The sequence below is a fragment of the Pseudomonas sp. 210_17 TE3656 genome (assembly GCF_054821965.1).
In genome coordinates, this window is sequence record NZ_JBTRBC010000001.1 from 5,100,047 (window position 1) to 5,121,896 (window position 21,850).

The following is a 21,850-nucleotide window of genomic DNA, read 5'->3' on the forward strand; positions in this document are numbered from 1 at the left end:
ACTGAGGGCTTTTTTGTCCGGCAATCAACCCATTGGGAAACGACAACAACAAATGGGCTTGCTGGCCCAGTTGATTGAGCGCGGTGCCCAGTGACGCCGGGGGAATATCGTGGTGTTGCACGCTGCTATCGGTGGCAGCCCGCACTGGCGAGGAAGTGGCGAGATGCTCCATGCAGAAGCAGTGTACGACCGGTAAAGAGCGGCGATTAAAGCGTTGGGAGCATGAAGCAGTAGTTGAAGGAGTGCGGATCCGATTGGAGCATGATCCGGGGAAGATGAAGGTTCGCCGGCAGACGGTGGAGCATCCCTTTGGCACGCTCGAATTCTGGATGGGAAGTACCCACTTTCTGACCAAAACCCTGCCGAGGGTAAGCACCGAGATGAGCCTTCAGGTGCTTGCCTACAACCTCAAACGAATGATTAGCATCTTCGGCATCGCAGGGCTACTTGAGGCGATCAGGGCGTAAATCCCGCCGCTTACTGGCCCGTTAAAAGCCATATGGGCCGCTGACGCGGCCCATATGGCATTACAAACGCCTTTTTTGCTGAGTAGGGCTATTCGCGCTTTCGCCTGCTGATTCCACAGGCAATCCGCGCGACTCTCAGTTTTCGATGTATTTACTGCGTTTTCACACAGCCTGGACCCATAGCGGCCAGTCAATCATCCAAGTCCTCACGATCGCATTTCGGCCCCCAGTCTATCACTCAGTCTTAAAGCTGCTGCCCGGCCGTGCTGAGCGTGATGTTTTTACCGCGAACCAAGTAATAGCCTTTCCCATCCTGAAAGCGTGTGGAACAGCTGAATCAGTTTGGCTTGCTCCAAGGTCATCATCTACTGGCCAGGAGCTAGTCAACAAGAGCACCTGGCCGCGTCGATGGCTAGCTCCGACTGGTCGAAGTGCAAGCCACTCTCCAAACCAGCCCAATTGCTGAGTCACCGCACTGGAGGCAACGAACTGGTTGGAGTCAATCGGCCGGGGCAGGCGTGGCGCCTCGGTGCGCGAAGTAAGGCGCAACGTTAAAGGTTGATTTGGCCCGCGCAGGCGCCGTTTCGGTTGACTATAGTCCATGCAAGAGGCCCAGCGCGTGAGCTTTAAACGCTCTGCTGAGCCATTGGCGTATTGTCTTGCTTTCCGTTCGTGAGTGTTCGCCGCTGACGCCGGCAACGTTGGTTATAAGACTGCGATCATGAAAACACGGGGGTACTATGCAGCCAGCTGACAGCGGGCCGTCTAAGGCTCGGGTTTATCTCCGCAAACGTCAAGGCATCCACGATGTGTGTGATTGGTTCGTTGCGCTCAACAGCACGCCCGAGCGACTGCGGCCGCCACAGTGGGCAAACGAGTGCTTTAGCGAGGAAGAACTGGCGAGCTGTGAAACCTTTTTAGAACTGCTGCTAAAGAAGCTGGAGACGGTTGATCTCGCCGAGGGCTACTATTCCAGGGCGATCGCTCGGCTACCAGCTGATCTTCAGGAAAAACTTAAACTCAGCGATGAACTCGTTGTGGGCGCCGAGCGTCGGGGGGATATTAATGGCACTGTGTGTCGCGTGCCGCAAACAGATCGCGCGGTAGCCATCCTAATTCCCATGGGAACCACGGCATTGATCGAGCGTTGCTGTGACTTGATTGCCATTCATACCGGTTTCGATTTTTCCACGATAACCAACAGTGCGTTCTACAGCCGTGTCGGTGTAAGGGAGAGAGCCCGCAGGAAACTAAAGCGACTGTGGCGAACCGTTATCGAGAAGCGACGCCTGAAAAAAAAATACCCGCTGCAGTGGGTGGCTTTTCAACTTCAAACCCAGTTGCATCGTCAGGCCACCCTTGGCGTGGTGGACGTCAATGATTTTACGAAAGAGGCACTGCCCCTTCCAAGTGTCTTGAGCGAAGCGCGCATGTGCCATCCGCTGGAAGCGGGGGCGTCGTTGGCCGAATTTTCCTGTCACTTCATAATGCTGCACGAATGTGCGCATATTCTTGAGCACACGTTTGCTTCGCCTGACCCTACACAACATCTTCACGCGCGTGAGTTCGAAGCGGACGCCATCGCCTTAAAGTTGTCTGTCCAGTCGGGCCGTACAGCGCACGAGCGAATAACCAGTTGCTTGGGGGCTTTCGTTTTTTTGTTGATCAATCAATGGTTGTACGCGGCCACCACGGAAAGCGCCCACACCCATCCTAGCCCGGCAAAGCGTATCAACGCGCTGATGAAGGTCATTGCCAATCAGATACCACTGACACACGCCGAGCGTAGAATTTTGCACGGTCTGCTCAATAAGTTGTTCGTACTGTTTGAGCGCTTGTACCAGTCCTCCACTATTCTGCGTGTGGGGACGAATAACACCGTCCGCAATGTGTTAACTGCTCATGTCATGGAGGGCACCCCGGAGAAGTTTCTGGATACGATTTCGCGGTGGTTCCTGTTCGGTATTCCCGACAAACTTTGCCACGCGCTGGCCTTGACGCGGGTTGAACTGGAGCGGGAAGTTCAGAGCGGCACGAGCAGGGCTGCGGAAAAGCTTGAGGTGTTAATGAAAATTTATGAGTCCGCATCCCACTCCCGGGCTTCTTGGTTAGCCGACGAGCTGGACGCTGCCTATCAGGCTGCTAGGAGGAACCAGGCCAATGAATGACCACCAACTTGCCGATCTTAGACATGCAGTGAACCAGCGTGCTGAGGCTGTGGGCGTAGAGGTAGACGCAGGGAACGCTTTGGCCGAAGCCTTGGCAACTGATTCTGCATTGATCACGGCCGCAGAAGAGCAAAACCTGATGTTCGAAACGCGCGGGCGGACATACCACCTGTCGATATTGAAGTTGTCTGGCGCGATCATCACGGCACTGGGGGCCATCGCCAACTCGGAAGGATCATCGCTGAAAGTGGGGGTTGCCATTCTCTCTGCGCTTTATGCCATGGCCGAATCGACGACGAAGATGACGGTGTTCCAGGCCGCCATTTGCCAGGCCTTGTACGGTGGCAAGAGCAGCAACCCGGAAGGCGTGGAGATCGCCAGCCTGAAGGCCGATGTGCGCGAACTGCTCGCTGGAACCGATAACCTCGACGAAGGCTTTGACGATGCTGTTCAGCGACTAGAAAAACTGGGCATCGTGGAGCGGGGTGCGGACGATCGACTTCACCCTGTCGATTACTTCATCTTCACCTCCCGTGCGCCACTCGCGTAGCGCTGATGTAGGGGCTGGCGCAGCAGTCGGGCGCAAGGGCATCTGGAGCATAGCTACTTCCTCAGTCCCGACCGGCCGCTTTCGGCCGTGGCTGTGTAAAAACGCTTTTGAGCGCCGGCAGTATCTGAAAACGCGCCAAAAACCGTGCTCCTGCGTAAATTCCAGATCCGCTAGGCTGCCGAACGCCGACACATTTTACGTAGCAACGCAGACTACAAAACGGTGCATGCGTTTTCACACAGCCTGGACCCTAAGCGGACGCTCACGAGGGGCAATATCGGCCAATCAATCTTTACAGTTCGGGCTTCCAATCGTTACGCGCACTGGTCACCATGGGGGTGGGTGGTGATTATCGTGGAGTCGCCCCTCCACCTGTCGCAGCTAGCGCCTCAGCGCTCAGCTGACCGGTCCTTGCTCGAGACAGAGAGCATATGCAGTCCGATCTTATTAAAAAAAGAATCATTGGTAATCTGATCGGCGAGGTCGTCGAGCTAGATGCTTCTTCTCTGGAAATTGTTGGGCATAGTCTCATTGAGTTGCTGCCGCTCGCGAACGGCAGCTATCGACCCATAGCCGCCCTTCACGGAAGGCAGCGATCGGCCAGAAGCGCACGGTCGATCGCTTACTTTTCTCGATGGCTAATCCACCGGCTGGATTGCAGCGCTCCGGGTACCGGCGAACGCACTCGTACCAAGCCAGCGCCACAAGTTTTCCGCATCCTGCACCGCACCATCTACACGCAGCTCTCGCGACTGAAGCACCTCCCTGGGTGTGCGGTCGCCCGTCCACACCTCGGTCAATGCCCGCACGCTGGAGTCCACGACGAGCGTGAGTTCGCGTCCGGGGTCGTCGCGGCACAGATCTGCCACCCCATGTTCGACCACAAGCCACCACGCTTGCTCGCCGGACCGCGCGTCGCGGAACCTGAAGTGAATGACCACCGAGCGGGGCGGGAACATCTCGATGCGCGCGAACCGGCGCACGTCCCACATGAGCAGGCCCGCGTCGAGTTCGCTATCGCGAAGGCGACTGCCTATCCAGCGCGCGCCCCAATGGCCTAGCGCCATTATGATGGGGCGCAATTCTTCGCCGGCCTCGGTCAGGCTGTATTCCCAGACTTTGCCTGCGGCTGTGCGATGTACCACACCGATTTCTTCCAGGTGGCGCAGCCGCTGTGCGAGCAAGCTGGTGGACATCCGTGGCACGCCGCGGTGCAGTTCATTGAAGCGCTTGCTGCCGCATAGCAGCTCACGCACGACCAAAGGCGTCCAGCGCTCGCACAGGGCTTCAGCGCCGCGCGCGACCGTGCAGAACTGACCGTAGCTTTCATCCATCGCCTGTACTCCGCAACTACAACGCTTCAGATTCTGAACTAGCCTTGCGGCTTCGCCGCGCGCACGCTGAAACCTCCGAAAGCCAACGCCTCAGGAGAACGCCATGACCACGATAGCCATCATTCAGCGGCCACCCGTGCTGCTCGATCGCAGCGCGACGATCGCCAGGGCCGTGCAATCGGTCGCTGAGGCCGCGGCGGCCGGCGCCTCGCTGATCGTTTTGCCCGAATCGTTCATTCCAGGTTACCCATCGTGGATCTGGCGGCTGGCGGCGGGAAAAGACGGGGCGATAATGGGCCAGCTGCACACGCGTCTGCTGGCCAGCGCCGTTGATATCGCAAACGGTGACCTCAACGAATTGTGCGAGGCCGCCAGCGCTCACGCCGTGACAATCGTATGCGGTATCAATGAATGCGAGCGGCGTAATGGCGGCGGCACGCTCTACAACAGCGTAGTCGTTATCGGTGCGAACGGCGAAGTGCTCAACCGGCATCGCAAGCTGATGCCAACCAACCCCGAACGTATGGTCCATGGTTTCGGTGATGCGTCAGGGTTGCGTACGGTCGATACCCCCGTCGGGCGCATTGGTACGCTCATCTGCTGGGAAAACTACATGCCGCTGGCACGCTATTCTCTGTATGCCCAAGGGGTGGAAATTTACGTTGCCCCCACCTACGACACGGGCGATGGCTGGATCAGCACGATGCGCCACATTGCCCTCGAAGGCCGCTGTTGGGTACTCGGCAGTGGCACCTCGCTGCGCGGCAGCGACATTCCCGATGATTTTCCGGTTCGCCTGCAACTGTTTCCCGATCCGCAAGAGTGGATCAACGACGGCGACTCGGTGGTGGTCAACCCTCAAGGGCGGATCGTGGCCGGTCCATTACACCGTGAGGCAGGCATTCTTTATGCAGACATCGACGTGTCACTCGTGGCGCCGGCGCGGCGGGCGCTTGACGTCACCGGGCACTATGCGCGCCCTGACATCTTCGAATTGCAGGTGCGACGCACGCCGGCGACAGCGGTGCGTTTCATCGACGAATGAAGCTAACCGCCTCTCAGGCGATCCATTCCAGTTTCGGTGATGTGTGTCACAACTGATAAAGGAGTCATTCCATGAGCGTTCAAAAGTCTTACAAAGGCAGTTGTTTTTGCGGCGCAGTCGAGTTCACCGTCAGCGGTGAGCCGGCCGCAATGGGCTATTGCCATTGCGAGTCGTGTCGACATTGGTCAGCAGCACCGGTCAATGCCTTCACGCTGTGGAAACCCGAGGCGCTGCAAGTCACTCGGGGGGCTGAGAACATTGGCAGCTACAACAAGACACCGCAGAGTTTGCGCAAATGGTGCAAGCGTTGCGGCGGGCATATTTTCACCGAACACCCCGGAATGGGGCTCATCGACGTGTATGCCGCAGTCATCCCGGATCTGGCGTATTCGCCAGAGGTTCACGTCCACTATCAGGAGACCAGGCTGCGCATCAAAGACGGGTTGCCCAAGCTCAAGGATGTCCCTAGTGAGTTAGGGGGATCGGGCGTCAGCGTGGACGAATAGCGCCAGTACGGTAGCGTTCGGCGCTCCAGCTTCTGGGCGCCGACAAAGCGTTGCAAGCCGTAGGGGCTTGCATGCTATTTACCGTGATTTTTGGGAGATTCCGAAATCGGCATCGAGGATTCACCCGCGATTCGCTTGACCAGCGCAGCATGACCGCTGGCATCGTCGCCGCGGGAAATGACCTGGATGACTGCCATGCGATCGCCGGAGCCTGCGATAAAGGTGCTGTTCAACGTTTTGCCGCCGCCCAGGGTCGCCGTGCTGTCGACTTGTCGCACACCCAGGCCGTTGCGGTTAAGGCGCGATTCGCCGGTTTGTCGAAAGTCCGGCAGCCCGGCGCTCTGGCGGTCGACGAAACCACTGACGGCGCCGTCGAGGAAGGCATCGTCGTTGTCGCCGGGGCGAGACGCTTCGGGGAGCGGTTTCTCGACCACCATGACCACGCGCTTTTCCTGTGCATTGGCATACAGGGTACCCACGGCATCGGCGCCTTCGCTGCTTTGTTCATCGGCGCTCAGAGGGCTGGCGTTGAAGCCTGCCGGCAGGTTGAAGCTGAACTTGCCGCCGAGCACCGCGACGTTTACTTCAGGTGTCGGCTTGGTGGTGGGTTTGCTGGCGGCATGCAGATTCGACAGACCCAACAGGCCGACGACGGCCAGGGTCAGCGTCAGGGTTCTTGTGTTGAAAATCGACATACGGCCTCTCATGGGGCAGGGGGCATGGCAGGGTGGATATGCTCACACAAACCTGCTCTTAGGCCCCATTTTGTGTCCGGGGCCGAGCGGATAATTGCGAGCGGGGCGTCAAGATGGCCAAGGCAACCGCCACGATGAAGAGCGCCGGTACGTCGCCTGCCAAGTGCCCCATTTGCCCCGGCTGGGTGACCGCCTGGACGGCCATGATTCCTCCGTGTACGGCGCTAGACCACACGGCGAACCAGATTAGACTCAGATTGGCTAATGGATCACGTGCGGCCAGGATCAAGAACACGCCAAGTGTTGCGTAGATGCCAACGATCATCATCGGGTAGTCCGAGTGACCGACGTGCCAGGCCCAGCCAGACGGCCAGAACAACATAAGTGGGTAGAGAGCAAGGCACGCGAGGCCAGCCAAAACTAGAACGACGCGCAAATACCTGAGGCGATCGACCACGGTCATGGCGGACTCCTAATCAGCTCCGGCAGTAGATCAAGCATAGCTACTCACTTGCCGGGCTGATAGGGCATTTGCCAATCGGGGCCAGGCCGCTCATGTACTTGCAGCTATCCACTTGTTCCTTCCTCAGTTTTTCGGTGCAGGGCATATAACGGCTTGCTAACCAGGCATCACCTTGTGTGTACGTGGTCTTTCCACCGCTTGCTGTGTAGATAGCTTCTGCAAGTTTACTCATGGAGTGTCGAGAAACCGGCCCCCAAGCGCCAGAGAGGTTGAACGTTACTTCCTGGACATAGGGAAGAAGCCCGAGGAATGTCTTGTGAGGTAGTCTCAGGGACGAGAGGATTTCGTAGTCAAAGTAGACTCTCAAGATTCTTGCCTCTGAGCCTAGATTGACGCCTATATGCTTCAGGTGTTCTGGTAAACAGGAGCAGTTTTCAACCTTTTTGGCTGTTTCACTGACATCCACCGAGGCCGTCACAGGGGTGGGGTCAAACGCGATAACTTGCTCGATGCGATCAGGAAACGCATAAAGCATGTGCTGGGCAAGCCCTCCACCAAGTGAATGTCCCGTCGTGATGAACCGGGGCGGTTGCATTCCTAGTTCCACAGCCTGGGCTTCGTAGTAACTCAGGATCTGGCGCATGTGTACGCGTGCCATCTCGTACTGGTTGGCTGTCGGCAAAAGCCTTGTGAACCACCACATGTTGCCGTAAACCCAGTCGTTTTTCCCCCCGGAAGTCCCTCGGAAGGCGACCGCCACCCTCATCTGATTTCCAACCTGGCGTTCCCAGACGTAATACATCAAGCCCGTATTGTCCTCGCAACCAAAGTTTACCGGGCCAGCGCTGTTGTAAATGCTGAGATCTGAACGTTCTTTCCATTCGGACCCGCTGGTAGTTTCAAGCAGGTGCCGATTGATAGTCTTGGCATCCTCATCGTTTACACGAACTGGATTTCCAGGGTCATCCGGACAACCCGTCGGCACCCGATAGGCATAGGCTGACATCAACGCATAGGGCAGGACCCTCGCTGCGGCCAATGCCGGATCGCCGATGACCGCCCGGTAGTGTTCCGTTCGCAGCCGAACTGTACCTGGTGTTCTTAGACCCAGCACCGAATAGTTCTCACATGGCTCTATCGCAAAAGAGCTGCATGCAGTGACCCCCATCATGCTTGCTGTGATGCAGAGGCGAAAGTTCAGTTTAAGTAAGCTTGAAAAGCTCATCACGGCCAGTTCTTGATCACCTCGTCGACCACCTTGTAAATGTGCTTAAAGGCGAACGTATCGGGCACGTTCTGCCACACACACACGAAGGGCACGTTGTCGATCGTGCGTTTCAGGTACAGCGCTTCGGATTTGACCGTCTCAACGTTCGCCGAAGGACTGTCCGAATGCCCGACCTTGGCGCCGGTGGACGTGAACGAATAGGGCCCGCCCGCGCCCGTCACCGAGAGCCACGAACCGCCGGTGGCGTAGATGTCGCGCATGGTCTGGCTAGCGGCGGCGTCGATCAGCTCCTTGCGGTGGATGCGTGTCAGCAGGTTGGCCATGCTGATACAGGTGCAGGCAGCCGATGAGCTGCCGCCGCCCGCCACTGGCACATGGAACGATGGCCAGTTACCGGGTTCTGCCGGGTTGTCCTTCATGTAGTCGGTGGCCATCCAGATGCCGGTTTCGGTGGCGACGCCGAAGAAGCCTGCGGCGTCCATGTTGCCATTGACGTAGCTGAAGCCCAGACGTCGCATGCAGCCCTTGGCGCCTTCGTTCTGGTTCTGGTTATTGAAGATGCTACGCAACTCCTGGTCGTGGCGCGGGCTCATCGTCACGCTGAAGTTGCCCGAAGCGTTAGCAGTGGCGGTGAGCGCCTTGTCGAACGAGACCTGGCGCCATGGCCCGGCCGAAATTTTGGGAATGGCTCCTACGATCTTGGGATCGAAGTCGCTCTTCACCTTGGCGAAGAAGTCGGCTGCGCTGCCGGCCGTGATGTGCGGCGCCACTGCGTTGACACGCGCCACCAGCTCGAAGCTGGTGTACAGCAGGCTCACCTTGAGCAGGCTGCCGGAGAACAGCATCTCGTGCTCGCGCACGCCGGCGAATTCCATGGTGCCGCTCGGCGTGAGCTTGGCCACGAAGATCGCCACCTCGTCGAGCGTCTTCTTTTCTTCAGCCGTCGCCAGGCTATTGCGCACCGTCTGCAGCGCATTGGTAAGCCGCGTGTTGTGCGCCGTGCCCGGAACCATTTCGGTGGGGTAAAGCTTGGTGGAGAACGGGCTCACCGTCGTGCTAGCAGAGCTGCCGCCTGCGCCGCCGATGCCGCCGCCGGCCCCGGTCGTGCCGTCATTGGCATAGCCGAGCACGTCGCGGGCCAGGTTGCCGGCGGGCTCGCCCATCGGGCCCCACAGCGCGCGCTCGAACGCCGCCTGCCCCGAGCTGCCTTGCGAGGACCCGCCGAACACGGCGCGCTCCACGCCTGTGCCGTCAGCGCTTTCGCCGCCACCACTCGATCCGTCGTCACCGCCAATGTCCGGTGACGCGCCGCCGCCCGCTGCACTGCCCGGCGTCAGGCCGGCCGCATCGCGCTGCTCGCCGTGCGCCACACGCGCGGCCTCAGCCGTGATGCTCTGGTTGCTACCGCCGGAAGACGGCATGCCCATCGCAGTCTTCGCCAGATCGGCCGCGATCTGTCCCATCGCCACGGCCTTCTGCATCTGCGCACGCATGTTCGCGCTGGCGATCTGCGCCGCTGCTGTCGCGGCATCGAGCGTACCCTGCGACGTCTGCCCGGCCAACGCCTGCGTGCCAGCCAATCCTGCCATGTCACGGAACATGTTGCCGTTGGAGACCGCCGTCAGCACCGCGCCGAGGCCCGCAGGATCGGGCAGTGATGTCGGGTTGACGATGTTGAGTAGCGGCTGGCCGAGCTGCCCGGGCTTCAGGTCTTCCGGCGTGGCGCGCGAGCCTGTCGATACCGGCGCGATTTCGGTCGGCTGCAGCGGAATCGGCGAGTCTTGCCAGTTCCAGAAGCGCGTGTACTCCAGCTTCTCGGCGCTGTTCGAGCGGCCGAGCACCGCCTCGGCGAACACACCGTTGGTGGGGATGGGCACGACGCGCGCATCGGGCTCGTCGCCCATGTCGAAACCGCGCTGCACCAGCAGCTTGCTCCACGCTAGCTCACGCCCATCGACCCGCACGCCCGACGGCTCGCCGTCGTCGAGCGGCGCGCGCAGCACCAGAAAGTTGCCCGCCACCGTTACCGGTTTAGGCTCCACCTGGTCGATGACCGGTCGGCCGTTCCAGGTGTAGTCGGCGAGCAGCAGTACTAACGTGGCACTGTCGAGCGAGCGCAGAATGGCCTGTGTGTAGTGCGCGTTGTTGGCCTGCAGGTGGGCGAGCAGCTCGCGGCGCCGGTCAGCCTGGTCGGTGCGCAAGGCGACTACGCGGCTGACCGCCGTGCCCACCTCGATGGGGATGGTCGGCAGCGAGAAGCGCCGCCCGAGATGCGCGCACCACAGCGTCATTTGCCCCGAGCCGCTGCTGCTCTCGGTGCGCGAAGCGTGGATGGCGTCGAGATCGCCCATGCGCACGCCGGCCGGCAGATCGACCCGTCCGCTGTGCACCGTCAGGTCGGTGTCGCTGGCTTGCGGGTCGATGCGGTCGAGCCGCAGCTTGTCGATCACCACCTGGTCGAAGGTAATGGCCAGCAGCTCTGTATCGTCGGGCACGAATAGCGCGTCGGAGCCAGGGCGCACGATCGGCCGCGCCAGAAAGCGCGACGCAGTCGCCAGCTCGGCGCGATCCCAGGTGCGCACGCCAGCGACGCCCATCATCGCCGTCGCACAGAGTGCCGTGGCCGGCGCAACAGCGGCGCCTGCGGCCGCCAGCGTTTCGGGCCGCGCCATCATCGCCGCCGCGTTCAAGCGCACGGCCGCGCGCAGCAGGTCGGCCTGGGCAAACGGCGCCACGATGCGTGCGCTGGTGGCCCTCACTTCGACGGCCGACACCTCATCGAGCAGCAGCTCGCGGGCACGGACATTAAGCGCGGCGCGCGCCAGCGCTCCGCGAAAGCGCTCGACGAACTGATCGCCCTTACCGGCGCTGAAATCGATCCGCTCGATCGGGATGAACAAGCAGCGCTCTGCCCGGTGCAGGCGGGTGGTCACGCGGTACACCTGCACGATCTCATAGTACTGGATGGTCAGCGCGTGCATGTGGTTGTAGTTGGCGACGATGCGCGTGCTGACTTGCTCGTGCTCGCTTTGCGAGACCTCGCGTACTGCGGTTGCGCGGCGGTTGCGGGCCGAAGTGCTGTGCTGCTCGGTGCGGTCGTTGATGTTTTGCGTCATCGAGGCGGCCACCGAGCGGTTGCCGAGCGACCACGACGACGACGAGGCTGTGGTGTCGGTGGTCGAACCTTGCGTGGTGCCAGACACGTCGCCGCTCGCCCACAGACTGGTCAGCAGCCCGGTGCCCACCGAAGCCTGTGCGCTGTAGGCGCTCGATTCGGCGTGTGAGGTCGACATCGACCCACCTTGCTGCATTTCATTGGCCACTGCGTTCTGCACCTCGCTCAGTGCGCGTGCATGCGAGGTGGCCGAGTCGAGCTGCTCGGTTTCACTGATCGCTTCCGTCGAGGTGGCCCGCGTGCGGCGCGACCAGTCGACGATGGCGATGCGTGTCGCTTCGCCGGGGGCGAGGGCCAGCGAGTGCAGCAGATGGCCAAACGTGATGCCCTGCACGTACCACGACTGCGAGTAGGTGAGCTGGGCGCCGATCGCCGGCTTGGTGAAACCGTTGCGCTGGGCGAGCGAAGCGTCTAGCGAAATGCCGCCGTCGAGCACCTTCATGCCGTCGGCCGCAGTCTCGTTCATCTGCAGCATGACGAGCGTCGTGTAGTACACACGTTCGGTCGGAAACTCGCCGAAGGTCGGGCGCAACCGCTCTTCCTGCAAGGCATCGCGGTCCATCGAAGCACCGCCGAACGAACCGTTGACCAGTTGGCGCGCAGCGACGTAAGGCGGCCACTGCGCGAAGTCGCGCACCGTCGTCACCTGCAGCGCCTGGCTCAGCTTGGTTGCCTGGGTGCCGCTCAGCAGGCGCAGAGCTTTGAGCGGCAGCGTGCCTAGCGCTTCGAGCGTGTCATAACGGGTGGCGTCGTCGAGCAGGTCGCCGGGTGCCAGGCCATGCATGGCCGCCGGGCCCAACTCGTCCTTGGTGAAGGCGACGACGCGAGCGTCGGCGAACAAGCGCGAGCAGCCGAGATCAAAGATGGTCTGGATGCCGAGCGACTGCAGCGCGGTCGCCGCGTCCGGTGAAACGGCCAGCAGCTCGGTTAAAGGCTGCTTTAGAAGCGCCGGCACGTCCAGATGTGCGCTCGTCGAACGCACGAACCCTCTTTCATCATTCATTGCAGGAACTCCGGTTCTTGAGTGCGGGGTGCGCTATTCATTCCTTCGACGGAATTGCCCATCCAACTGTTCAACGCCGGGACGTATTTAATCAATGCGCCGAACTATTATTAAGTAATAGGCGACATACGCTGTCTATAACACGTCAGTTACTGTTGCATAAAATTCTGGTTGTGTACGTAGCACCCTGATTTTCTTGATGTCCGCCGAAATAAACGCGGCGAGTGTCCAGATAACACACGGCACCACGGAACAAGCCGTGTGCCGGCTGGGTGAGATTTCTCGCACAGTGCAATTAACACTAGTAAAACTTTCGACTAGCTGTTGACTCTTCGCTAAAGAATTTCGCGATATCTATCCGGCGACGTAAGCTCGAATGGGTCTTTAAAAGTCGGTCACTTCAAGTAATTACCCAGGCGCTGTACGAGATCCCCAGAAACCCAATCGTCACCTCATCCCTCAAGCGCTGGAATTTTGCGGCCTAAGTCGAAGTGCCATTTCTTAGTCCATTTCGCAGGTGATTACGGTTACCATCACGCTTGCTGTCAGAGCGTACCCGGCGTCGTAATATCACCACGCTCCGAGCCATCGAACCCGCGCTTGCGCTGGCGGCTCTCGCGTGGGACATCGATCTCGAGTAACAGTAGCGGCTCAGCCAGGTGGCATGGAATGCACGTCATTCCGGGCAGCATTCACAGAGACACTATCCAGGGAACATAACGGACATGCTGGAAAACCAAACTTTCAACCGGGTCGGAACCAACCATCAGATATCGGCCAACGCCTACAATCTCATCCTCGGTGCAGTGCTGCTGTGGGGCTTTGCCGTCAACTGGTACCTGGTAACCATTGTGCCGGCCGACGTTATTAAGGCCATCCCCATGCTGCTCTTCTTGGCCGGTTACATGATCACAACGCTGACGGGTGTCGCCATCATATTCAAGTCTGAGAAACCGCTGTACAGCTTTCTCGGCTACAACCTGATCGTGGTTCCGATAGGCTTGCTGCTGGTCATTGTCCTCCCGGACTATTCGCATCAAAACATCATTAAAGCCGTGCAAACGACCGCCTTGCTGACCGTGGGCATGATGCTCCTGGGCTCCGCGTTTCCCGGCTTCTTCAAACGCATCGAAGCGTCGCTGTTTATCGCCCTGGTGGTTACGATAGTCGTCGAGTTGGGGCAAGCCTGGTTGTTCGGCACCCATCTGGCGGCGATGGATTGGATCGTTGCAGCGATCTTCTGTGGCTATATCGGGGTGGACTGGGGACGTGCGAACCAGATCGAGCGTAGCGTGGACAATGCGATCGATAGCGCCGCATCGCTGTATCTGGACATCATCAATCTGTTCCTGCGGATCTTGCGGATCATGTCCAGGAAGTGAGTTGCGCAGCGGCTACGGCACAAAATCCCGGCCAGCGTGACTCGGGCCGTTTCGAACCACTGGCCGCTCACGCGGGGAATTGGGATATCCAGTGCCTGGCAATGTCTTCGCGCCGGCAGATCCACACCGCGTCGTGGCCTTGCACGTAATCGAGAAAGCGCGCCAGCGCCATCGCACGACCAGGATGGCCACTGATCCGCCCATGCAGGCCGACGCTCATCATCTTCGGCTGTTGCGCGCCCTCCTGCCACAGCAGGTCGAAAGCATCCTTGAGCAGCCGGTAGAAGTCTTCACCGCAGGCAAAACCATTCGGCAGCAGATAACGGGCGTCGTTGTTGACCAGTGTGTAAGGGATCACCAGGTGGGCGGGCGAGCCTGGGAGCCAATAGGGCAGGTCATCGTTGTAGGCGTCCGAGCTATAGAGAAACCCGCCGTCCTCACGTAACAGGCGGCGGGTGTTCTGGCTGACCCTTCCGGTGTACCAACCTACCGGGCGTTTACCGCAGATCTGCTCGATAATGTCGAGGGTGAGGCGGATATGGCGCCGTTCCTGGTCTTCAGGTATGTCGCGATAGTCCAGCCAACGGTAGCCATGCCCGGCAATCTCATGCCCGGCAGCGCAGAGCGCATGGCCAATCGCCGGGGTGAGTTCCAGTGCTCGACCGACAGCGAAGGCGGTCAGCGGCAAGCCGCGGGCGCTGAACAGTTCCAGAATGCGCCACACACCTGCGCGCGATCCATATTCGTACATGCCCTCGACGCTCAAGTCCGATTCCCCCACACGCGGCGGGCGGCCCGGTAGCTCATGAAGCCAGGCCTCAGACTGTGCATCGCCATTGGCAATGCAGGATTCCGCGCCCTCTTCGATGTTGAGTACGAACTGGACCGCGACGCGCGCTTCACCAGGCCATCGCGGGTGGGGAGGGCAGCCGCCATAACCGATGAGGTCGCGAGCGGACATCAGCCCAGCTCGAAGGTCGTGACGCCGAACACACGTTCGTGCGCGATCGCCGGAGGCGGGCCGAGGTACATGCGTGCGCAGCCGAAAACCTCGACCATGCCCTGTTGGCGCACGAGCGCCATTGCGGCGGGGTTATTCTCCGGGGCATCGAGAAACAGCGGGCCACCCTGCGCAAATTCCGCCAGGCGCGCGTAGAGGGCATTGGCTGCCAGGGCGTCATCGGCGAACAAGGGACCGATCTTGTAGCCTTCCCGGCAGCGCCTTACTACACCGTAGCCGCTTAGCCTGCTCTCGCGCTGGCAACCCACGGCGAGTGCGTCGGCCTGGGTTATCCACCCGCTCAGGAAGGTTTCACGCGCGGCGGGGAAGCAGGTGCGGTCGTAATCGACAACCTCAGCGAACGGGAAACTGGCCAACGGGAGGATGTCCTGATCGTCTACCTGTGAGGACGCCGTGCGCTTAGTGATCTCGGCACGAAAACGCATGTTGCGATGGGAGAAGACGAAACCACCCTTGGCGTAGTAGTCCTGCATCGCGAAGACGCCGTCCATGCCAATGCTTGAGCCAGGGCGGAGGCGGGCGAGGAGTCGCTCGCGGCGTGCGTGCCAGAGGGTATTGCCCAGACCTTGACCGCGATGTTCAGGCCGGACGATGAAAAAACCCATGAAACCGAATTCGCCGTTGTAGGAGGTGATCGCACCGCCGCCTATCAACTCGTCACCGCGGGACGCCGCGATGAAGGCGGCAGGGTCCGTAGCCCAGAACAACTCGGCATCGTGAAGACCGGGATTCCACCCCTCACGGGCAGCCCAATCGACGAGCTCGTCCAGCTCGGGACGGGTCATGTTACGTATGACCAGCTGATTCGACACCGCGAGGCTCTCCTCAGTTGCTAATCAAGCATGTGCTCCATCACCACTCTTAACCCTTTCGGTATAGCTTCAATCCGAGTAGTGATCCAGGCCGTCACGTCACCTTGCTCCGACAGTAAATTTGTACCCTTTGCTCGTGAACCTTGTGATGAGGAGCGCAGTCTTAGCCGAGCCCTTTTTTCGGCATTACCGCCGTCATCCCATCAGAGCTGTTCGCCCCATGCGCCAAGCCTTCCGCTGCTCCCGCTTTGTCTCGCTCTGCCTCATTCCTTTGTTCCCCCTGTTCGCCAGCCCCGCCCATGCCGGCGGGGAACGGCAACTGGTGGAGGCCATCAACGACTACCGCGCCGAGCCCCAGCGCTGCGAGAGACGTGTGGTTCGGGTCTCGACGCCGCTGGTGTTGAAGTCGAACCTGGCGTTGCCGGTCGGCTATGGCGGCGCCTTGCGGGAAAGGTTGAAGGCTGCCGGTTATCAGGCGGTGGCGGTGCGCAGCATCCGTCTGGTCGGCGCGCAAGACGCCGAGGAGGCCTTTGACATGCTCCAGAGCGACTACTGCGCAGCCTTGCTCGATACTCAATTTGCCGATATCGGTGTCAGCCGCGCCCGGAACGAGTGGCGGGTGGTGCTGGCGCGGCCGTTGCTCGATGCTCAGCTCGGCGATGGGCGATCCGCGAGCAAAGCGTTGCTGGCACAGGTCAACGCAGCACGGGCGAAGCCGCGCCTGTGTGGTCGCCAGCGCTTCGCCGCAGCACGTCCGTTGGCCTGGAATACCGCCCTGGGGGCGGCGGCGCAGAAACACAGCCGGACGATGGCCAACAGCAATTACTTCGCGCACCGTGACCCCGACGGTGATATGCCGGCAGACCGGGCGAGGGACGCCGGCTACCGTGGCCGTCAGATCGGCGAGAACATCGCCGCCGGACAGGGCTCCGCGAGCAAGGCTATGGCCGGCTGGCTGGCCAGCCCCGGGCATTGCGCCAATCTGATGAACCCGATGTTTACCCAGGTGGGTGCGGCCTATGCCGCGAACTCGCGTAGCGATGAGGGGGTGTATTGGACGATGCTGTTCGGCGCGCCTTGAGAGGGCGCTAGCCCGTACGTCAACGCAAGTTCGATGGCCGGTTACAAGGGGGGGTACAAGGGGTATAACTACCAGAACAAAAGGCGGGTCACCCACAATAGGATAGGCCCTCCAAAGGCAGCGCCCGGGCCAGGCGCTCCAGGCCTGATCGGCGCCTGCGGTGTGGAGCGATGTGATGAGTTTCAGAGCATGGCGATGGGCTCGCAAGAGCCTGCTTGGCTGCATCCAGCTGGCCTTGCTGGTCACGCCACTGTGCGCCAGCGCCATGTTCACGTGCCAAGCCAGCGACGGCGCCAAGGCAATGGCCCAGCCACGGATTGTGCGGGGCGACGACCCTGGCGCGGTGCGGGTTCGGGTGTTCACCTTCGTCCACCGGGGGGTTCGTCAATATGTGAGCCGGCGCCCCGTCGGGATCGCCGCACGGGTCGATGTTCTTGAACTCTATTACATCAAGGGCTGCTATCTGTGCATGGCGCCGAAGGATTTCAAGGTCGCCTCACTGCGCCTGGACACCCAATCCTATCGGCGCGAGATCGAAGCTGCAGCGGGTCAATATGGTGTCGACAGGGCGCTGGTCCGCGCCGTGATACATGCCGAGTCGGCGTTTCGCCCCAACGTTATTTCCGTAGCCGGCGCCCAGGGGCTGATGCAGTTGATGCCCGCCACCGCCGCGCGCTTCGCTGTGGACGATCCGTTCGATGCCCGGCAGAACATTCGTGGCGGCGTGCGCTACCTGGCCTGGCTGCTCAAGCGCTTCAATGGCAACCAGATGCTGGCGTTGGCAGGTTACAACGCCGGCGAAGCGTCCGTGGTCGAGTACAACGGGGTGCCTCCCTACGCCGAGACGCAAACCTACGTTACCCGCGTGCAGTCCTTGACCGAACGCTATCGCAACCATCGCTAGTAGCGTAGGGCGCATAACCATGAACAGGTAGTACGCCGGGCGAGGAATGGCTTAGCCGAACGTCCACGCTCACCGGTAGCTATCGACCCATTGCGGACGTTCATGGCTTCGGGTTGAAACACTCACTGCACTTGGCACAGGTAGGGTGACAGGTGCTGTTGAGCCTGGTCTTGGAGAAGACCCACAGTGACTTCAATTCCAGCTTGGCGAAGCATTTCGATGCCTGCCCCAGCGTTGCGCGGGTCGGGGTCAAGCATTGCAACATGCACACGCGCTACCCCCGCGCTAATCAAGGCCAATGCACACGAAGGCGTACGGCCGGCAAATGAACAGGGCTCCAGCGTGACGTAAGCGGTCAGGCCATCGAGCGCTGTCTCCAGTTGCGACAGTGCCATTGCTTCTGCGTGATGCTTTCCCGGTGGCTGGGTGTAACCGCTAGCGATGATGGCTCCGTTACGTACGATAACGCAGCCTACAGGTGGGTTTGGCAGACAACCGGGAAGTGCCTGCCTGCCTAGGTCCAGAGCCTGGCTCATCAGCGATCGGTCCGCATCGCTGAACGTTTCGAGTTCGCTGGTAAGTGACATATCAGAAGCTCCTTGCTAGTGAGATCAGGCCGTCAGGATACAGGGTCAACATAACGAAGACTGTCTATTTCTGAGTCGTTTGCACGGCCCGGATCATCTCTCGACCCGACAGATCCGTAACCTGGAGCCGGATTTACCGTGCCGGATAATGCAGGAAAAAGCCGTGCCGGCCGGCATGGCGACCGCCGGTCTTCTGAGCGCTGATATTGTTTTGACATATTGATGGGCAGATCTTTACTTACGCGAAACGCCCAGTGGGCGCTCAAGCGCGGTCGCTGGGCGTCTGGTGCTGATGATGCCAATGGCGAGTCGCGGCTGTGGGTATGGGCGTCCGTTTCCCCTAACGTACCAGGAGCGAATGCGTCCATGCATACCCCTCGCGTGAACATCTATTCAATGGTCAGCGCTCTATTGCTGGTGCTCTGTTCAGTGCTGGCACTGGCCGGCGCATTGAGTATCCGCAGCGCCTTCAGTGCCGACGTTTTGTATATCGGCGATGCCGCTGACAAGACCGTCAAGCGTTTCGACGCCGTATCAGGGGCGTTCCTCGATGGCGACCTCGATCCTTCGAACAACCCGGACGCCTTCGTGCGCTCAAAAAGCGGCGGGCTGGTCGGGCCCCGGGGCATGTTCGTGGATGGGGAGCAGTTGGTGGTCGCGAACGAGAATGTCGACAGCAAACAGCCAGGATCGGTGTTGCGCTTCAACCGCGACACGGGCGCCTTCCTGGGAGCCTGGGTTCCTTCTACGGATAAAAATGCTCCGTTTGCACCGTTCGGTATCGTCCGTGAGGCTTTCCCGGAAAAGGTGCTTTACGCCGCGAGCAGCGTGTCCAGCCCCGGCAACTCGCCGGGCAGGCTCTTGACCTACAACGCAGCAGGCACACTTCTGGGCAGCTTCAGGAGTGTGTCGTCTCACGGTGACTTTCATCCCCGGGGCATTGTGTTTGGCCCTGACGGCCTTCTCTACGTGTCGGTGCACGGCCAGAAGAAGGACGAGCTTGGTGGGCAAATCTTGCGCTTTGCCGCTGACGGCAAGTTCCGCGGCAGCTTCATCGCCGACAAAGGCGGGGTGGGCCAGCTTAATCGGCCGCAGGGCTTGGCCTTCGGCCCCGATGGTCGGCTGTATGTCACCAGCTTCAGGGCCAACAACAGTGATACGGACTCGATCCGCATCTACGATCAAACCGGCAAATTCGTCGACAAGATCAATCTTTATGAGCCGGGCAAGGACCGCGCTTTCGCCCAGGCGCTGTTGTTTGGGCCGGAAAAGAAACTGTTCGTGCCCATCACCAACACCGGAGAGGTGCGTCGCTACGACGTGGCGAGCAAGCAATACCTGTTGTTTGTCCCTCCGGCCAGGGGCGGTGGCCAGCTGCGCGAGCCCTGGTATTTGACCTTTGGCGCTACCGACGCGAAAACGTTGAATTACCAGGAGGTGGTTGCCGGCGGGCCTAACCTGCTGCGGTGCTTCTGCCAGAATGGCACTACCGTTGATGTTTGCGCGGCGCTGGACTGCGCTTCCGGTGCCGAACAAGATGCAATCTGTGGCCCGGTCTGCGAAGCGCAGGGCGGTGAAGCGGCGACGGCATGCTTTGAAAATGACCCCCAATGCGCGACCCAACAGCAGGCACCTGCGGGCGCCTTGGGTACCAGGCAACCTGCAAGTCCGCTTGGGCGTTAAGTTGGCGGATGGCCGCCGGCACCTTCGTTGAGTTCGGCTGGGGGTGATGAGGACTTTTACCGAGCGCCACAGACCACCTTCGGGTGGTCTTTTAGCATTTGCGGGTAATACTTCCCTGTACACGCGGGCATGTTGCTGGTGGCGCGACCCGCAGGGAGGTGTTAGGTGAACAAGCTATCAATTGTGGGTGCCGGAATAGTGGGAGAGGCGGCGGCGCAGATCATCGCCCGGGAAGAGTACTGTCGTGAGTTGATGTTGATTGATGTGCAGGGTGATTTGGCCAAGGGCAAGGCGCTGGATGTCTGGCAGGCGGCAGTTGAGTCCGGTTCTGATACCAGGGTTTACGGCGGCTCCGATGCCGAATTGCTGCAGGACTCTGACCTGGTGGTGATTACCGCAGGTGTACCGCGCAAGCCTGGTCAGTCGCGTCAGGATGTATTGAGCATCAATCTGCCAATTCTCGATGGCATCATGCGCGATATCAATCGGCATGCCCCAGCGGCGACGGTGCTGGTGGTGTCGAACCCGGTTGACGTGCTGACCTACCGGGCTTGCAGTCTCAGTGCGCTGGGCCGCAACAGGGTGTTCGGCCAGGCGGGTGTGCTGGATACCGCGCGCATGAAGTGTTTCATCGCTGAGGAGACTGGGTTTTCTGCTCGGGATATCACCGCGCTGGTGCTCGGAGGGCATGGCGATAGCATGGTGCCGCTGATGCGCTACTGTGCGGTCGGTTCGGTGCCGCTGTCGCACTTTCTGTCCGATCAGCAGATCGAGCGGATTGTGCAGCGCACACGTCAGGGCGGCGGTGAGATTCTGGGGTTGAAGAAGGTCGGGAGCGCCTGCGATGCGCCGGGTGTGGCCATTGCAGAGATGGTCGATGCTATCGCCAATGGACGAAACCGCATTTTGCCGACGGTCGCGATTCTCGAAGGCGAGTACGGCCGCACAGATATCGCCATGGGTGTCCCCTGTGTGCTGGGAGAGCTGGGGGTTGCGCGGGTGATCGAGTTGCCGCTGGATGCGCAGGAGCAGGCGATGTTCGACCACTCTGCCGATCAGGTGGCGCGTGATATTGCTGAAATGAATGCTTTGTGAACGGGACTAAATGAGGGGGCGCCACGGTGTGTGAGTCGCCCCTGAATAAGTGGACATTGGCCGGTAGCGGATCTTCCCGGCAGGTAGTCATCAATCCAGGGTAGGAGCAACTGTCTTGACCTGGTGCTTTGAAAGCAGCCTCTGCGGTGGGAGCGGGCTTGCCCCGCGATTCGATGTATCTGATAGACCGCAATCGCGGGACAAGCCCGCTCCCACCGGCATTTTCTATTTCGCCTTATAAAAGCTGAGTCAGACTGAAACCCTGCGGGCGTCGAGACTGAACGCGCCGGGTCCCGTGACTGCCAACAGCACAAGTCCACCAGCCATTGCGACGTTCTTGAGGAACATCACCATCTGGATTTGATCGCTGAACTGACTGTGGAAAATCGCGCCCGTCACCAGACTGAAGACAGCCAGCGACACAGCGGTAACGCGGGTTCTGAAACCGCCAACGATTAACAGCCCGGCACCAATCTCGAACAGGATCGTGGGCCACAACAATGCGCCGGGTACATGCATGATCTCCATGTAGCCGCGCATGGCATCAGCTCCGCCGATCTTGGACAGGCCAGACAAGATGAAAATCAGCGCCATCAACGTTCTCGCCGCGGCCATCACATAAGACTCGATCTTGGTATTCATGTCGGACAC

General features: G+C 60.2%; 18 protein-coding genes and 1 pseudogene. 10 read left to right on the plus strand and 9 right to left on the minus strand.

The annotated features are described in order from the left end of the window. Positions 1-164 precede the first annotated feature (164 nt). From ACVI9W_RS23590 to ACVI9W_RS23600, 3 genes and pseudogenes are all read left to right on the plus strand, one after another. Positions 165-467: pseudogene (locus tag ACVI9W_RS23590) on the plus strand (transposase); the annotation flags it as partial. Positions 468-1,207: 740 nt separating this feature from the next. Then, positions 1,208-2,635, plus strand: a complete 1,428-nt coding sequence (locus ACVI9W_RS23595; protein ID WP_461531418.1) for a hypothetical protein — start codon at positions 1,208-1,210, stop codon at positions 2,633-2,635. Further along, the gene (locus ACVI9W_RS23600) at positions 2,628-3,185 is read left to right on the plus strand and encodes a hypothetical protein (protein ID WP_461531419.1); all 558 of its coding nucleotides are present in this window, start codon (positions 2,628-2,630) and stop codon (positions 3,183-3,185) included. The genes ACVI9W_RS23595 and ACVI9W_RS23600 overlap by 8 nt, the downstream gene beginning before the upstream one ends. Before the next feature lie 638 nt (positions 3,186-3,823). Here ACVI9W_RS23600 and ACVI9W_RS23605 read toward each other — a convergent pair. Continuing rightward, a complete protein-coding gene (locus ACVI9W_RS23605) occupies positions 3,824-4,519 on the minus strand; it encodes a winged helix-turn-helix transcriptional regulator (protein WP_461531420.1) in 696 nt (231 codons plus the stop codon). A gap of 103 nt (positions 4,520-4,622) precedes the next feature. On the opposite strand from ACVI9W_RS23605, the gene ACVI9W_RS23610 reads away from it, so the two are divergent. Next, the gene (locus ACVI9W_RS23610) at positions 4,623-5,564 is read left to right on the plus strand and encodes a carbon-nitrogen hydrolase family protein (protein ID WP_461531421.1); all 942 of its coding nucleotides are present in this window, start codon (positions 4,623-4,625) and stop codon (positions 5,562-5,564) included. Between the two features lie 71 nt (positions 5,565-5,635). Beyond that, positions 5,636-6,070, plus strand: a complete 435-nt coding sequence (locus ACVI9W_RS23615) for a GFA family protein (protein WP_461531422.1) — start codon at positions 5,636-5,638, stop codon at positions 6,068-6,070. 74 nt (positions 6,071-6,144) lie between these two features. Here the strand turns inward: ACVI9W_RS23615 and ACVI9W_RS23620 are convergent, their stop codons facing one another. Genes ACVI9W_RS23620 through ACVI9W_RS23635 form a run of 4 tightly spaced genes read right to left on the minus strand, consistent with a single transcriptional unit; the run spans position 6,145 to position 12,634 of the window. After that, positions 6,145-6,765 (minus strand): DcrB/PsbP domain-containing protein, encoded by a 621-nt coding sequence (locus ACVI9W_RS23620; protein WP_461531423.1) that lies wholly within the window; start codon positions 6,763-6,765, stop codon positions 6,145-6,147. Between the two features lie 58 nt (positions 6,766-6,823). Then, positions 6,824-7,228, minus strand: coding sequence for a DUF6632 domain-containing protein (locus ACVI9W_RS23625; protein WP_461531424.1), 405 nt, complete (start codon positions 7,226-7,228; stop codon positions 6,824-6,826). Between the two features lie 40 nt (positions 7,229-7,268). Then, complete coding sequence (locus tag ACVI9W_RS23630) at positions 7,269-8,453, minus strand: alpha/beta hydrolase family protein (protein WP_461531425.1); 1,185 nt, start codon at positions 8,451-8,453, stop codon at positions 7,269-7,271. Further along, positions 8,453-12,634 carry a hypothetical protein gene (locus ACVI9W_RS23635; RefSeq protein WP_461531426.1) on the minus strand — a complete coding sequence of 1,394 codons (4,182 nt, stop codon included), beginning with the start codon at positions 12,632-12,634 and terminating at the stop codon, positions 8,453-8,455. The genes ACVI9W_RS23630 and ACVI9W_RS23635 overlap by 1 nt, the downstream gene beginning before the upstream one ends. Positions 12,635-13,359: 725 nt before the next feature. Between ACVI9W_RS23635 and ACVI9W_RS23640 the strand changes: the two genes are divergently transcribed. Further along, positions 13,360-14,016: a Bax inhibitor-1 family protein gene (locus ACVI9W_RS23640; RefSeq protein ID WP_461531427.1), complete on the plus strand. Its 657-nt coding sequence runs from the start codon at positions 13,360-13,362 to the stop codon at positions 14,014-14,016. A 67-nt stretch (positions 14,017-14,083) separates the two neighbouring features. On the opposite strand, the gene ACVI9W_RS23645 is transcribed toward ACVI9W_RS23640, so the two are convergent. Further along, positions 14,084-14,977 carry a polysaccharide deacetylase family protein gene (locus ACVI9W_RS23645; protein ID WP_461531428.1) on the minus strand — a complete coding sequence of 298 codons (894 nt, stop codon included), beginning with the start codon at positions 14,975-14,977 and terminating at the stop codon, positions 14,084-14,086. Then, entirely contained in the window at positions 14,977-15,849 is an 873-nt protein-coding gene (locus ACVI9W_RS23650; RefSeq protein ID WP_461531429.1) for a GNAT family N-acetyltransferase, read from the minus strand. Before ACVI9W_RS23650 ends, ACVI9W_RS23645 begins: the two co-directional genes overlap by 1 nt. A 220-nt stretch (positions 15,850-16,069) precedes the next feature. Here ACVI9W_RS23650 and ACVI9W_RS23655 point away from each other — a divergent pair, with 220 nt between their 5' ends. Further along, positions 16,070-16,930 carry a CAP domain-containing protein gene (locus ACVI9W_RS23655; protein ID WP_461531430.1) on the plus strand — a complete coding sequence of 287 codons (861 nt, stop codon included), beginning with the start codon at positions 16,070-16,072 and terminating at the stop codon, positions 16,928-16,930. Between the two features lie 175 nt (positions 16,931-17,105). Continuing rightward, complete coding sequence (locus tag ACVI9W_RS23660) at positions 17,106-17,834, plus strand: lytic transglycosylase domain-containing protein (RefSeq protein ID WP_461531431.1); 729 nt, start codon at positions 17,106-17,108, stop codon at positions 17,832-17,834. Between the two features lie 122 nt (positions 17,835-17,956). Here the strand turns inward: ACVI9W_RS23660 and ribD are convergent, their stop codons facing one another. Further along, positions 17,957-18,421: a bifunctional diaminohydroxyphosphoribosylaminopyrimidine deaminase/5-amino-6-(5-phosphoribosylamino)uracil reductase RibD gene (gene ribD, locus ACVI9W_RS23665; RefSeq protein ID WP_461531432.1), complete on the minus strand. Its 465-nt coding sequence runs from the start codon at positions 18,419-18,421 to the stop codon at positions 17,957-17,959. A gap of 366 nt (positions 18,422-18,787) precedes the next feature. On the opposite strand from ribD, the gene ACVI9W_RS23670 reads away from it, so the two are divergent. Together ACVI9W_RS23670 and ACVI9W_RS23675 are read left to right on the plus strand one after the other, a co-directional pair. Continuing rightward, the gene (locus ACVI9W_RS23670) at positions 18,788-20,104 is read left to right on the plus strand and encodes an NHL repeat-containing protein (protein ID WP_461531433.1); all 1,317 of its coding nucleotides are present in this window, start codon (positions 18,788-18,790) and stop codon (positions 20,102-20,104) included. Positions 20,105-20,269: 165 nt separating this feature from the next. Next, on the plus strand, positions 20,270-21,199 hold the full coding sequence (locus tag ACVI9W_RS23675) for a malate dehydrogenase (RefSeq protein ID WP_461531434.1): 930 nt from the start codon (positions 20,270-20,272) through the stop codon (positions 21,197-21,199). A 249-nt stretch (positions 21,200-21,448) separates the two neighbouring features. Here ACVI9W_RS23675 and ACVI9W_RS23680 read toward each other — a convergent pair whose 3' ends face one another. Next, the gene (locus ACVI9W_RS23680; protein ID WP_422418886.1) at positions 21,449-21,841 is read right to left on the minus strand and encodes a DoxX family protein; all 393 of its coding nucleotides are present in this window, start codon (positions 21,839-21,841) and stop codon (positions 21,449-21,451) included. Positions 21,842-21,850 lie beyond the last annotated feature (9 nt).

What these genes read in the sequence shown, in the direction of transcription:
- ACVI9W_RS23595 (WP_461531418.1), top strand. Translation starts at nt 1,208, where the DNA reads ATGCAGCCAGCTGACAGCGGGCCGTCTAAGGCTCGGGTTTATCTCCGC.
- ACVI9W_RS23600 (WP_461531419.1), top strand. Translation starts at nt 2,628, where the DNA reads ATGAATGACCACCAACTTGCCGATCTTAGACATGCAGTGAACCAGCGT.
- ACVI9W_RS23605 (WP_461531420.1), bottom strand. Translation starts at nt 4,519, where the DNA reads ATGGATGAAAGCTACGGTCAGTTCTGCACGGTCGCGCGCGGCGCTGAA.
- ACVI9W_RS23610 (WP_461531421.1), top strand. Translation starts at nt 4,623, where the DNA reads ATGACCACGATAGCCATCATTCAGCGGCCACCCGTGCTGCTCGATCGC.
- ACVI9W_RS23615 (WP_461531422.1), top strand. Translation starts at nt 5,636, where the DNA reads ATGAGCGTTCAAAAGTCTTACAAAGGCAGTTGTTTTTGCGGCGCAGTC.
- ACVI9W_RS23620 (WP_461531423.1), bottom strand. Translation starts at nt 6,765, where the DNA reads ATGTCGATTTTCAACACAAGAACCCTGACGCTGACCCTGGCCGTCGTC.
- ACVI9W_RS23625 (WP_461531424.1), bottom strand. Translation starts at nt 7,228, where the DNA reads ATGACCGTGGTCGATCGCCTCAGGTATTTGCGCGTCGTTCTAGTTTTG.
- ACVI9W_RS23630 (WP_461531425.1), bottom strand. Translation starts at nt 8,453, where the DNA reads ATGAGCTTTTCAAGCTTACTTAAACTGAACTTTCGCCTCTGCATCACA.
- ACVI9W_RS23635 (WP_461531426.1), bottom strand. Translation starts at nt 12,634, where the DNA reads ATGAATGATGAAAGAGGGTTCGTGCGTTCGACGAGCGCACATCTGGAC.
- ACVI9W_RS23640 (WP_461531427.1), top strand. Translation starts at nt 13,360, where the DNA reads ATGCTGGAAAACCAAACTTTCAACCGGGTCGGAACCAACCATCAGATA.
- ACVI9W_RS23645 (WP_461531428.1), bottom strand. Translation starts at nt 14,977, where the DNA reads ATGTCCGCTCGCGACCTCATCGGTTATGGCGGCTGCCCTCCCCACCCG.
- ACVI9W_RS23655 (WP_461531430.1), top strand. Translation starts at nt 16,070, where the DNA reads ATGCGCCAAGCCTTCCGCTGCTCCCGCTTTGTCTCGCTCTGCCTCATT.
- ACVI9W_RS23660 (WP_461531431.1), top strand. Translation starts at nt 17,106, where the DNA reads ATGAGTTTCAGAGCATGGCGATGGGCTCGCAAGAGCCTGCTTGGCTGC.
- ribD (WP_461531432.1), bottom strand. Translation starts at nt 18,421, where the DNA reads ATGTCACTTACCAGCGAACTCGAAACGTTCAGCGATGCGGACCGATCG.
- ACVI9W_RS23670 (WP_461531433.1), top strand. Translation starts at nt 18,788, where the DNA reads ATGCATACCCCTCGCGTGAACATCTATTCAATGGTCAGCGCTCTATTG.
- ACVI9W_RS23680 (WP_422418886.1), bottom strand. Translation starts at nt 21,841, where the DNA reads ATGAATACCAAGATCGAGTCTTATGTGATGGCCGCGGCGAGAACGTTG.